This is a genomic window from Nostoc sp. FACHB-110 (genome assembly GCF_014697425.1).
Lineage (GTDB): Bacteria > Cyanobacteriota > Cyanobacteriia > Cyanobacteriales > Nostocaceae > Nostoc_B.
This window is the reverse complement of sequence record NZ_JACJRU010000014.1, coordinates 83,451-96,516: the sequence shown is the minus strand read 5'-3', so window position 1 is coordinate 96,516 and position 13,066 is coordinate 83,451. Positions and strand designations below refer to the sequence as shown.

Here is a 13,066-nt window from a genome sequence, read left to right as displayed (position 1 = left end):
TAATGTTTAGACATATTAACGTCGTATTCTGTAAAATTAGCTTTTGATTTAGCAATATAATAAATTAAGTATTAGCATATTTAAGCGCGTAATAAAATAAGCTCTAATTTCAGTAAAATTAAACATGAATTTAGACTTCTCAGAAAAAAATCTTCAAGGACGTAACTTTCAAGGACAAGACCTTGCAGGGGCAAACTTCAGCTATGCTGACATTCGCGGAGCAAATTTTACCAACGCCAACCTCAAAGGCGCAAATTTTAGCCATGCTCAAGCCGGACTGCAACGCAGTTGGGCGTTTTTTTTAGTCTTTGTCTCCTGTTTAGTCGCAGGACTCGCCGGATTTTTTTGGGCATTTAATGGTTATTTGGTGTCACAGATATTTAACGGCTCTAGTTTGCACAATCAAATTTCTGGTTGGACTGCTTTAATTGCCATCATTAGCTTTGCTGCAATTATCAATCGCTACGGCATAGAAGCCAAAACCTTGATGAAAGCCATAAGCATCGCTGGAGTTATAGCCGGAGCCTTAACTCTTGTTGGAGCCTTTGCCTCATCTGTCGCCATCGGTTTTGCCGTCGCGGGAGCCGTCGCTTTTGCTATTGCTGGCGGCTTTGGTATTGCTGTCGAATTTGCCGTTGCCTTTGTTGGCACTTTTGCAATAGCAGGAGCCAATTCATTCTTGTTTGCCGGAGTTTTTGCTGGGTTATTTGCCACAGCCGGAACCTTATTTAGTCTTGATATGGCGCGTAAAGCGATGAAGGGATCTCAAAAATATTCCTTAATTCGCCATCTTGCTATTGTTTTTGCCGCAATGGGAGGTACAAGTTTTCGCAGTGCAGATTTAACCGATGCAGACTTTACCGCCGCGATGCTCAAAAGTACAGATTTTAGAAATGCAATTCTGACTAATACTATTTGGCATAATGCCAAAATGCTTGACCATATTTTGCCTGGGTCAACATATCTGCAAAACAAACAAGTCCGTAAATTAGTAGTTACAGGACAGGGACAGGAAAAAAATTTTGATGGTCAAAACTTACGCGGGATCAATGTACAAAAAGCCAACTTAGCCAATGCTAGTTTAATTGGTACTGATCTGCGAGAAGCTAATTTACAAACGGCTTATTTATCAGGAGCAAAATTAAAGCAAACTCAATTAGGTGGGGCTGATTTAACAGGTGCAACCCTTACAGGAGCTTATATTGAAGATTGGCAAATTAGCAGAGAAACTAACTTACAAAAAGTGAAGTGTGAGTATGTGTTTACGCGCTTACCCACACTAGATGAGCCTGAGCCTTTCCGCAAACCTGACAATATTCAAGAAACGTTTGCACAAGGAGAATTTGCTGATTTTATCCAACCAATTTTTAATACTCTAGACCTATACCACAATCAAAAAATTAATCCTAGTGCTATTGCCATTGCGTTGATCAATTTGGCGGCAAACCATCCAGAAGCAGAATTAGAAATTGTAGCCTTAGAGAAGCGGGGAAAAAATACTTTTTTATTGAAAGTGAAAACTGCTAATAATATCAATAAATCTCAACTGAGCGCAGAATATTTTACTGATTATAACCACCTCAAGACTTTACAGCCAAGTCAACAATTATCAATTATAGAAAAAGATTCACAAATTCAGAGTTTAGCAAAAGTACTCAGAACTATAATTCAGCAATCAAAATTTTATCCACAAGAAGATACTAGAGTAGCAAATATGAATAGCATAAATATTCAAAGTAGTAATAATGCCGCCAACATATCATCATAATCAGGAAACTAGATTTGAAAAAGATGATGTAAGGCTTGACAGACTACTAATCAAGCCTTCCATCATCAAAAATCTAGTACAGGTTGGCGCAAATAAACAGACCATCGGAAATTGCTAAAAAGCTTGTGGTATCAGTATTCTTTCTTTTTACTTTTGCCTTGTTGTACTAGTCTCTAGCCTCTTATTGTATGCCTACTTCCCTAACACAAGAAATTCTGGCTCAACTACCGGGTGATGTTTTGCGCGGTTTGCGGCACACTGATGAAATTCTCAAATCGATTAGAGAGAATAATGCACCAATACCAACAGTAGTCAAGGAAAGTAAAGAAAATTTAGGCGATGTAGACTGGGATGTAATTATCTGTGGCGGTACTTTAGGAATTTTAATTGGTTGTGCCTTAGCTGTGCGGGGATGGCGCGTAGCATTGCTGGAACGCGGTATTTTGCGAGGTAGAGAGCAAGAATGGAATATTTCGCGCCAAGAATTAGCAGTATTTTTGCATTTAAACTTGCTAACAGAACAAGAATTAGAAAGAGCGATCGCCACTCAATATAACCCAGCACGAGTTGGTTTTCACAATGGTACAGAAGTTTGGGTAGAAAATGTTCTCAATATTGGGGTTGACCCTGTTTATCTGTTAGAAACTTTAAAAATCAAATTTCTTGCGGCTGGTGGGCATTTATTAGAAAATACGCCCTTCTGTGAAGCCGTAATTCATCCTGATGGAGTTATAGTAAATAACCAATTCAAAGCTAAGTTATTAATTGATGCAATGGGGCATTTTTCGCCCATTATTAAACAAGCTCGTCAAGGTAAAAAACCTGATGCTTTATGTTTAGTTGTGGGCAGTTGCGCTCAAGGTTTTACAGAAAATAGCTCTGGTGATTTATTATTCTCCTTTACACCATTACAAAATCAATGCCAATACTTTTGGGAAGCTTTTCCTGCTAGAGATGGTAGAACCACATATTTATTTACCTACTTAGATGCTCATCCACAACGTTTAAGTTTAGAAGATTTATTTGAGGAATATCTGCGGCTTTTGCCAAAATATCAAAGCAGAGAATTGCATCAATTAAAATTTCAACGGGCATTATTTGGTTTCTTTCCCAGTTACCGCGAAAGTCCTCTAAAAACACCTTGGAATCGCATTTTACCAATGGGCGATAGTAGCGGAAATCAATCACCTCTAAGTTTTGGTGGCTTTGGCGCAATGGTGCGTCACCTGAAGCGTTTAACTTTGGGTGTGGAAGAAGCACTGCAAACTAATCAATTATCGGCAAAATCTTTGGCATTATTGCAACCATATCAACCGAGTTTGAGTGTGACTTGGTTATTTCAAAAAGCAATGAGTGTTGGCGTAAATCAAAATATTAGCCCAGCACAAATTAATCAGTTGCTTTCGGCAGTATTTCTACAAATGCAACAGTTAGGTGAACCAGTCCTCAAACCATTTTTGCAAGATGTAGTGCAGTTTTCAGCATTGACGCAAACACTAATTAAAACAGGATTATCTCATCCAGGATTAATTGCTAAAATAATTCCGCAAGTTGGGTTAGGTAATTTATTAGACTGGATGGTGCATTATAGCAATTTAGGTATTTATAGTGCATTATTTAATTTGAGTCCGGGGTTAGAAAGTTGGATGAAGAATCAACCCAGTTCACAACAATATTATTGGCATCGTCTGATTGATGCTTGGAAATATGGTTCTGGTTCTGATTATGAATTATAGTGTAGACTTATCTTTCAGTTATGACTCAAGATAGTTGTAGAATTTTCCCAGGCTGAATTATCCGCAAATCTACACAAAAAAATAAAACCGCTTATCATGGGTGATAATGATTATCCGTCCAGGTAAGACAAGAGGTTTGAATCCTATGGTGGCCGATGTAATGACAGATTCCGCAGTTCCTGTGACAGTTTTGACTGGCTATCTAGGTGCTGGTAAAACAACTCTCCTCAACCACATCCTCACCTACGAACACGGTAAAAAAGTTGCTGTAATTGTTAACGAATTTGGGGAAGTGGGCATTGATAACCAATTAGTGATTGATGCCGATGAAGAAATATTTGAAATGAATAACGGCTGTATTTGTTGTACAGTACGCGGTGATTTAATTCGCATCATCGGTAATTTGATGAAGCGACGTGATAAGTTTGACCATTTAGTAATTGAAACTACGGGTTTAGCTGATCCTGCCCCTGTAATTCAAACATTCTTTGTTGATGAAGATATGCAAAGTCAACTAGCTTTAGATGCAGTGGTGACAGTAGTTGATGCCAAGCATATTTGGCAACACTGGGATGCAGATGAAGCCCAAGAACAAATTGCCTTTGCCGATGTTATTTTACTTAATAAAACAGATTTAGTCACAGCAGTAGAACTAGAAGAATTAGAAAAGCGGATTCGGGGAATGAATGCCATTGCTAAAATTTATCGCACCCGCAACTCAGAGTTATCAATGGATGCCTTATTAGGTGTCCAAGCTTTTGACCTCAACCGCGCCTTAGAAATCGATCCCAACTTTTTAGGCGAAGATGCCCACGAACATGACGAAACTGTTTATTCTGTGGCTTTAGTAGCTGAAGGTGCGCTAGATGGAGACAAATTACATAATTGGATGAGTGAATTATTGCGTACCCAAGGCCCCGATATTTTTAGAATGAAAGGCATTTTAAATATTGCCGGACAAGATAATCGCTTTGTCTTTCAAGGGGTACACATGATATTTGATGGTAGACCAGATAGACCTTGGAAACCAACCGAAACTCGGAAAAATGAACTAGTTTTTATTGGTCGCAATTTAGACGAAGCGAAGTTAAAGCAAGATTTTCAAGCTTGTTTAGTGTAACTGAAGGCAGGAGGCAGAAGGCAAGAGGCAGAAGGCAGGAGGCAGAAGGCAACAGGCAAAAGGCAGAAGGCAGTCTTGATGAAACAAGTTTCATCACCAAGTATGAAAGTGAGACTGGTATTTTTACTCAGCACTCAGCACGGGCTAAACGCCCCGCTACCGCTAACAGCACTCAGCACTTTCAAGTCAGAAGGCAAAAGAAGTAAATTTCATACTTCACACTTCATACTTCACACTTCACACTTCATACTTCACACTTCATACTTCATACTTCACACTTCAGATTATGAACTTGACAACTAGCAAATTCCAAGATTTTGAACAATATTATTCCGAGACGCTTTCAGAGTATGTCACAGCCATAACTTGGTCGCCACAAGGGAAAATTTTAGCTGCTACATCTGCGGCCGGAGACGTTGTTTTATGGAATGATGGCGATTTAATTAGCTTGCAAACTGGTAATAGTCAATCAGTAGATTGCGTGGCATTTTCGAGTGATGGTAAATTTTTAGCCGTTGGTGGACAGGATGGTAGAGTCAAAATTTGGCAAGAAAACGAACTCATTGCCACTTTAGAAAATAGTCCTGCTTGGGTGGATAAATTAGCGTGGAGTCCTACTAGCAACCAACTTGCTTTTAGTTTGGGGCGTTATGTGCAAGTTTGGGACGCAGAACGGCGCGAGGTAGTTGTCACGCTGAATTTTGATAACTCCTCAGTTTTGGGAATAGATTGGCGCAGGGATGGACAGTATTTAGCCATTAGCGGTTATCAAGGTGTGAAGATTTGGCACAATCAAAACTGGGATGAAGAACCATACTTTCTCAGTATGCCGACTGTTAGTGTAGCGATGGCTTGGTCGCCTGATGGCCAATTCCTCGCTTCTGGCAATATGGATAGGAGTGTGACTGTCTTGGAATGGGGAAACCCTGACCCTTGGGTGATGCGCGGCTTCCCTGGCAAGATTCGCCAATTAGCTTGGTCAGAAGCTACTACCCAACTAGGTGCGCCGATACTGGCCTCTTCTAGTGTGGAGGGTATTGTAGTTTGGGAAAAGTTAGAGGATGATTCATTAGGGTGGGAAGCACGAGTTTTAACTAATCACATGGATGTTATAAATGCGATCGCATTTGCACCCCAAAGTTTCCTTTTAGCTTCCGCTGGTGCTGATGGTTTGTTGTGTTTGTGGCAAGAAGCCCAGCAAGTCTGCCAAATTCTCACAGGCGTGAGAGCCGGGTTTTCTACCTTAGCTTGGCATCCCCAAGGCAAGATTCTCGCCGCAGGTGGTGAACAAGGTGAATTACTCCTGTGGTCAAATTAAAGTCTGAAGTTTGAAATCATTTCCCGCCTGTTTTATCCTTTTATTAACTCAAAGGCTCGCTGAGGTAAACGCCAAGGTAAACAAAAGATCATTATTGTCATAGCTTCTACCAATTTTGGAGAATGCGGCAACAGCTTTAGATGTTGTCGTAGTTTTTTCATGATAGGAATTACGCATGAAAACGACAAAACAAGGGTTTGGGCGGATTTGAGATGTTATTCCTGAATATTTAACATTTAACTGTTATTAAATAACAAAGAATATTCTTTAGCTTCAGTAAAGCTATTAAAACTTAATTATGTTAAATAAATTACTATTGAATATTTCATTACGTGCTGTTTTTGTAGCTTTGGTGTTTGGATTTGTTGGTTGTGCAAATCAAGCTGCTAGTAACACTTTTACGCAAACTTCAAAAGTTGATGAGACTCTGCCTAATGTTGTCGCTACAACTAGTGTGTTGTGTGATTTAATCAAACAAGTTGCGGAAAATACCGTTAACCTTAGCTGTTTGATACCGCCAGGGACAAATCCTTATAGTTATGAACCAACACCATCAGACCGCCAAGCGATCGAGCAAGCTAATCTAATTTTTTATAACGGCTATAATTTTGAACCAAATTTGATTAAAATTATTAAATCAACTAACAATAATGCACCTAAAATAGCTGTCGCGCAGGTGGCAGTTCCTAAGCCACAAAGATTTATTGAAAATAGGCAAAAAGTTATAGATCCCCATGTTTGGCATAATGCTAAAAATGGTATCACAATGGTAGATATAATTAGTAAAAATTTAAATCAGCTAGTTCCTAATAATGCTGATATTTATAAAAACAATACAAAACAAATTAACAACGAATTAACTCAGTTAGATAGCTGGATAAAAACAAGAATTGCGACTATTCCTAATGAAAAACGTAAATTAATCACCTCTCATAATGCACTAGCTTATTATGCCAAAGCTTACAGCATTCCCTTGCTAGGTGTGGTAGCTGGAGTTAACCGCGAAAACAATCTGACAAATACCCAGTTAAATAATTTAGTTAAAAATCTTCGCAAAACTGAAATTCCGACAATTTTTACGGAAACGACTAATAATTCCCAGTTAATTCAATCGGTAGCACAAGCCGCAGAAGTAAAAGTATCCGAAAGAGGATTGTATACTGATGGACTTGGGGAACCGAAAAGTGATGGTGATACTTATCAAAAAATGTTGGAGGCTAATACTCGCACAATTGTAGAAGGCTTAGGTGGGACTTATTTGATATTTCAACCACAAGTTAGTAATTAATTATCTAATTTTAGATTGGCGATCGCCTAAAGTAAAAGTGGATAACAAAACTTTAGAATTACCTGCAAGCGAATTCACCCTTGTAGAAACTTTCTTTCGCAACCCCGAAAAGTTTTCAGCCGTTAACATCTAGACAGTTTGCTTAATATTTATCCACATATTATGTAAGTGTTAAAAGCTTAACAGTAAACTTTGGTATCAAAGCTAATACTCTTGATTTAGCTGTGATAAATTAATAATTGAAGTTGAAAAGCTTCCCTGGCAGATTAACAGCCAATGTTCAAGTTAGTTATGAGGTAAAAACGCTGTTCAATTTCAATCTGTCTCGCATAAACTACAACACCCAACTCGAACACTAATATTTCCTCCTTTGGGTAAACTGAGGCGTTATAACTGATAGTTGAATGTATATCGGTTAAAGCCTAAGATGAAGGATATAGTTGAGGAAATCACTAAGTGAGTAGAGGTTTGGGTGTTGTTGTTTTAAGTAGTTTTAATTATTTCAACTCAGCACGCAAAAATTCACCATCCCCAAGTACCAGGCCCGCCTTTAAATGGCCCAACAATATCACTAGTAACCCAACCACCGTAGAAGTTTCCTGGTTGTGGTTGGACTTTTTCAGCATCTACATAACAAGCATCCATTAAATGAGCATAAAAAGCCACATGATCTTGAATAGATGCAAATGCTGATGTTGGGCTGGGGTAATACCAAGCGGCGTTTTGGGCTTCTTTATCGCCGACACGAATGGTGTAATAGCCTGCGCGTCCTTTCCACTCGCAAAAACTAGATTGTGGTACGTATATCAAGTATTCCATTTTGATATCTTCCGGGGGGAGATAGTAAGAAGGCGGATGGCTAGTTTCTAATACACGTTTAGCGTTGTGGGTGTCTGCAATGGTTACACCATTAAAAATTATCTGTATATGTTTGTTAACAAGTTCTAGACGGGGGGGACGGGGATAATCCCATACTGATTCTTGTCCGGGTGCTGGTTCGATGCGTTGAGGAAAAACCATACAAGTAGGTAAAAATAAATATGCGATCGCTTTTACTGTACCGTAAAGCCACAGCTTGGTGTAAATGCGATCACTGCAACAAAACTCAACGCGAGAAACTTAGCGTACTTCTTTCAAGCTTTCAATTTGCTTAGTAAACAACTCAGTAAACAAACTCATCACTGTTCTTTCTTCGCGTACCTTAATATTAGCGGTGATTGACATCCCGGACTGTAATGATAGTTGTTTACCATTCAGTTCTAGTGATTGTTTGTCTAAAGCTATTCTGGCTGGGAAGCGATAAAATTTATGAGTTTCATCTGGTGGTAAAGCATCAGAACCAACCGAGATTAATTCTCCTTTAATGTCACCAAATTCACTAAAAGGAAAAGAATCAATTCTCACATCTGCTTTCATACCTTCTCTGACAAACCCTATATCTTTATTAGTAATAAAGACTTCAGCGATATATTTTTCGTTAGGGACAATTTGCAGTAATTTTTGGGTGGTATTAGCCACAAAACCCTGATTTTTGGCTTGTAAATCAAAAACTGTACCGCTAACAGGCGCGCGGAGTTCTTGATATCTTAAATTTTGTTGCGCTTGAGAAATTTTACTACTAATATCTGAGATTTTTTGTTCATTTTCTAGTACATTCTTCATAAATTGACTATCAATATCAGCAATCCTTTGCTTATTGTCTGATATTTTTTCTAAAACATCTTTACCAGAAACAGCAACAGTATTTTTCAATTGTTGTCTTCCTTTTTCGATATCAAACAATAAGCGTTGTTCTTCTTCTTGTAATTGGGCTATTTCTGCTTTGAGAGTTTGTACTTCCTGTTGCTGATTGAGATACTGTAACTGCGAAATTCCCCCAACTTCTGATAGTGTTTTTAGTCTATCCAAAATCTGCTGCTGAATGCCTAAACTAGATTTAGTATCAATAATTTTTACTTGCGTTTGCGAGAGTTGCTTTTTAATTTTTTCAACTTCTAACTGAGCCGCATTTGCACGACTGGCTAATTCTAATTTCGACACCTGTAAGCGTTGTTGCTCATCTATGCCTAAGCCTTGAGCAGTAGTCGAATTCCTCAATTCTTTGCGTAATAATTCATTTTCATTTACTAATGCTGCTCGACTTTTTAACAAAAACGCCGCATCTGTAGGTAAATTACTCCGCAAAAACTCTACTTCTGAAAGTACCGCATAGCTTGAACCCATCAAACGACGATAAATTTGATTTTCTCTAACCAAACTATTGCGGATTTTGGTTAATGAATTTAATTCAGCTACAGTTGTGAGCGGATCAAAAGTTAGTAATATTTGTCCTTTTTTGACAGTTTGTCCATCTTTGACATATATATCTTTCACTACTCCATTGACAGGAGCTTGTACATCTTTGACTGTTCCTTGGGGTTTTAATTGACCTGTCGCGGGTACAACTTGCTCGATTTTGGCAATACAAGCCCACACCACTCCAAAACAAGCTAATGCAATTAAGGTCAACATAATTGTGCGTGACCAAAATGGAGATTGGCGTAAAACAACAGATTGTTCAAAGTTATGATTTTCTGGTTGAATTAAAGGCTGTTGAGAAATTTTAGTTGCTGATTTTACAACAGGTGCATCTGTGATATTCTCTGAATATTTACTGTTGCCATTATTGCCATTTAAACGATTATTATTAATTTGCGTCATGGTAGTTTACCCGTGATTGATTGTGAGAAGGCATAAGGATATGAGATTGAGCAATCACACATTCACTTCTTGCTGTTGATACAAGTAATAGTAATGACCCTTCGCCGCCATTAATTGTTGATGGCTACCTTGTTCGATGATTCTGCTAGCATCCATAACAACAATAGTGTCTGCATGACTGACAGTGTTGAGACGGTGGGTAATGAAAAATACTGTGCTACCTTGGAAAGTTTTGGCTAAGTTTAAACATACTTGGCGTTCTGTGGGGTAATCTAAAGCACTGGTAGCTTCATCTAAGACTAGCAGTTTTGGTCGTTGGAGTACAGAACGGGCGATCGCAATTCTTTGTCTTTGTCCCCCAGAAAGTGCTGCGCCTCGTTCACCGACACGGGTATTGTAACCATTGGGTAAACCCATAATAAACTCATGGGCGCAAGCAATTCGCGCGGCTTCAATAATTTCTTCGGTGGTGGCTTCGGGGTTAGTTAAAGCAATATTTTCTTGTACTGTCCCGTCAAACAATAATGTGTCTTGCGGTACTACACCTATTTGTCTTCTTAAAGAATAAAGTTCGACTTTGGCAATGTCATAACCATCAATTAAAATTCTGCCCGACTCTAAATCATAAAGTCTCAGCAATAATTTCATCATGGTGCTTTTTCCTGAACCACTTTGTCCGACAATGCCGACAAATTGACCAGCACTAAATTCAATACTAATATTAGTCAGTTGTAGAGGGCCACTGGCAGCAAAGCGGAAGGAAACATTTTCAAATTTGACTGCGCCATTAATTGCTGGTAAAGGAATATTATCCTTATCTACTTCGCCTTCTTCTGGTGTATCAACAATATCACTCAAGCGTTCTAAAGATAATGCTGTTTCTTGGAAGCTTTGCCACAGTTGCGCTAACCGTAAAATTGGGCTGGTGACGTAACCAGAAATAATCCGAAAAGCAATTAATTCACCTAATGTCAGTTCACCTTGCAAAACTAAATAAGAACCCACCCATAAAACTAATAAACTACTAAGTTTATTGAGAAAGTTACTAGTAGAATTGGCCAAAGTAGAAGTGACAACAGTTTTAAATCCTGCGCCAACATAACGAGCATAACGCTCTTGCCAGGAAAAACGCGATCGCAATTCGATATTTTGCGCTTTCACAGTTTGAATTCCTGACATCACCTCCACTAAATAAGATTGAGTTTCGGCATTGCGTTCAGCTTTGGTGCGTAATTGTTTACTCACTGTTGGCGAAGCAATTAAGGTAATCAAAATAAATACGGGAATCGTCCCTAAACCTACTAAAGTTAATTGCCAACTGTAAAAAAGCATGACAATAATATAAAGCACTGAAAATACAGCATCTAAACCTACCGTTAGAGCCGTACCTGTGAGAAATTGACGGATGTTTTCTAACTCATTAATTCTGGTGGATAATTCCCCTACAGGTCGCTTTTCAAAATAACGCAGTGGTAGCCGCAGTAAGTGGTCGATAATTTGCGAACCTAAGCCCATATCAATGCGGTTAGTCGTATCCACAAATAAATAAGTCCGCAAAGTCCCAATTACAGCTTCAAACAAGCCAACAACTAACAGTAATACTCCTAAAACATTTAAGGTGCTAATACTATTTTGGACGATTACTTTGTCAATAATTAACTGAATCACTAAAGGATTAGCGAGTGCCGCTAATTGGACAAAAAATGAAGCAACAAATACCTCAATCAATACGCGACGATAGCGTGATAAATAAGGCCAAAACCAACTAATCCCAAACCTGGCTTTGGGGGTTTCTTTTGTGGCACTCAGCAGTAATAATCGTATTTGTGGCGGATAATTGTTTTCATCAATTTCTAATTTTGCCAGTAGTTCTCCTGGCTTACAGCGCACCAAACCTTGTGACGGTACACCTAGGACAACTTGATGTGTATCTGCTGCATATAACACAGCATAACTGTCACGATAGCGAATTAGTGCTGGGGTGGGAACACGGGCTAAAGTAGCAGCTGGTAAATCGATTAACTGTGCTTTTAAACCAATTAACTCGGCAACATAAGCACAAGCAGGAAAAGATATACTACCTTGACGTTTGATTTGCTCAGTTAATAGGCGACGTACCACTTCTCGACGTAAGGGAACTTGTAAATGCTGCGATAGCATTTGAAAACAAGCAAAAGTAGCGTTTAATTCTCCCTTACCACGCACCAAAGGGTATTTTAATTTTGTTGGTTGATTTGGCTGTGGATAGGCTTCGGGAGTTGCTTCTTCCGGTGCGTAAGGAATATCTAACTCATCTGTAGTAGATGGTTGAATCTGACTATCTGCTGTAATTGTTTGTGTTTGAATGTAGCCATCTAAAAATGATAAATCTTCTGGGACAAAACCAATTAAACGTGCAGGAATTCCACCCAAAACTTCGATTGATTGATGACTCAATTCTAAACGCGAACCCGGTGCAAAATCTTTAATTGTGCCACCACTCACAAACCAAATACGGCCGCTATCTAGTTGCCTAGTTGGAGTTTTGCCAGGGGAAAGATAATATACGCTCGCTTTGGCCAAAGCGTTTTCGGATACTTCTTTAAAATTGTCTACAGCATTAGCTTGTTTAGCTACTTGTACACCTAAAATATCAAAAACTTCACATATATTGCTGTGATTGCGGCGAATTCTAGCAAATTCGGGGTAATTAGCGATTAGGTGTAAATATTCTTCAATATTCAACGCTAAACATATCACTTCTGTAGAGGCGATCGCAATTTCACAAGCTACTTGACGCAAACAGCTAATTTCCCCAATAATTGCACCTGGGCGCAACAAATTTAAAGTTGTGACTGATTGCGTTTGCGGCTCGTATCCTAATAAACGTACTTGCCCTTCATAGAGAAAGATAATTTTATTGGGTATGCCTTCTTTGCCGATAATTTTTTGACCAATACGATAACGCCAAGCCTCTAGTTTTTCGGCAACATTAATTAACACGGGCGATGGTAATTGAGCAAATCCCTCAAGGTGAGCAATAAATTCTTGAAAGGCACTTTTAATATATGTCATGCTGAAAATTGAATTAGTTGCTTTTGATTTCTACTATTTGCAGATTGGCCTTAATTAAGATAACAAAAAAGCAATGAGTATA

10 protein-coding genes are annotated in these 13,066 nt (G+C 38.7%); 6 read left to right on the top strand and 4 right to left on the bottom strand.

The genetic code is table 11. From position 1 onward, the window contains the following. The first annotated feature begins 124 nt into the window (after positions 1–124). The 6 genes from H6G69_RS15405 to H6G69_RS15380 all read left to right on the top strand — a co-directional run bounded on the left by H6G69_RS15405 (position 125) and on the right by H6G69_RS15380 (position 7,230). Positions 125–1,768, top strand: coding sequence for a pentapeptide repeat-containing protein (locus H6G69_RS15405; protein ID WP_190688486.1), 1,644 nt, complete (start codon positions 125–127; stop codon positions 1,766–1,768). 188 nt (positions 1,769–1,956) lie between these two features. Continuing rightward, the gene (locus tag H6G69_RS15400; protein WP_190688483.1) at positions 1,957–3,504 is read left to right on the top strand and encodes an FAD-dependent oxidoreductase; all 1,548 of its coding nucleotides are present in this window, start codon (positions 1,957–1,959) and stop codon (positions 3,502–3,504) included. Between the two features lie 145 nt (positions 3,505–3,649). Further along, a complete protein-coding gene (locus tag H6G69_RS15395) occupies positions 3,650–4,624 on the top strand; it encodes a GTP-binding protein (RefSeq protein WP_190688480.1) in 975 nt (324 codons plus the stop codon). After that, positions 4,612–4,830 (top strand): hypothetical protein, encoded by a 219-nt coding sequence (locus H6G69_RS15390; protein ID WP_190688477.1) that lies wholly within the window; start codon positions 4,612–4,614, stop codon positions 4,828–4,830. Before H6G69_RS15395 ends, H6G69_RS15390 begins: the two co-directional genes overlap by 13 nt. 80 nt (positions 4,831–4,910) lie before the next feature. Then, positions 4,911–5,942 carry a WD40 repeat domain-containing protein gene (locus tag H6G69_RS15385; protein WP_190688474.1) on the top strand — a complete coding sequence of 344 codons (1,032 nt, stop codon included), beginning with the start codon at positions 4,911–4,913 and terminating at the stop codon, positions 5,940–5,942. A 298-nt stretch (positions 5,943–6,240) separates the two neighbouring features. Then, positions 6,241–7,230 (top strand): metal ABC transporter solute-binding protein, Zn/Mn family, encoded by a 990-nt coding sequence (locus H6G69_RS15380; RefSeq protein WP_190688471.1) that lies wholly within the window; start codon positions 6,241–6,243, stop codon positions 7,228–7,230. On the opposite strand, the gene H6G69_RS34385 is transcribed toward H6G69_RS15380, so the two are convergent. The 4 genes from H6G69_RS34385 to H6G69_RS15365 form a co-directional block, all read right to left on the bottom strand. Next, positions 7,231–7,359 carry a hypothetical protein gene (locus tag H6G69_RS34385; protein WP_277883395.1) on the bottom strand — a complete coding sequence of 43 codons (129 nt, stop codon included), beginning with the start codon at positions 7,357–7,359 and terminating at the stop codon, positions 7,231–7,233. Positions 7,360–7,752: 393 nt separating this feature from the next. Continuing rightward, positions 7,753–8,250 carry a DUF427 domain-containing protein gene (locus H6G69_RS15375; RefSeq protein ID WP_190688457.1) on the bottom strand — a complete coding sequence of 166 codons (498 nt, stop codon included), beginning with the start codon at positions 8,248–8,250 and terminating at the stop codon, positions 7,753–7,755. Between the two features lie 99 nt (positions 8,251–8,349). Further along, positions 8,350–9,930, bottom strand: a complete 1,581-nt coding sequence (locus tag H6G69_RS15370) for an HlyD family efflux transporter periplasmic adaptor subunit (protein WP_190688455.1) — start codon at positions 9,928–9,930, stop codon at positions 8,350–8,352. A gap of 54 nt (positions 9,931–9,984) precedes the next feature. After that, the gene (locus tag H6G69_RS15365; protein WP_190688451.1) at positions 9,985–12,984 is read right to left on the bottom strand and encodes a peptidase domain-containing ABC transporter; all 3,000 of its coding nucleotides are present in this window, start codon (positions 12,982–12,984) and stop codon (positions 9,985–9,987) included. Positions 12,985–13,066: the final 82 nt, after the last annotated feature.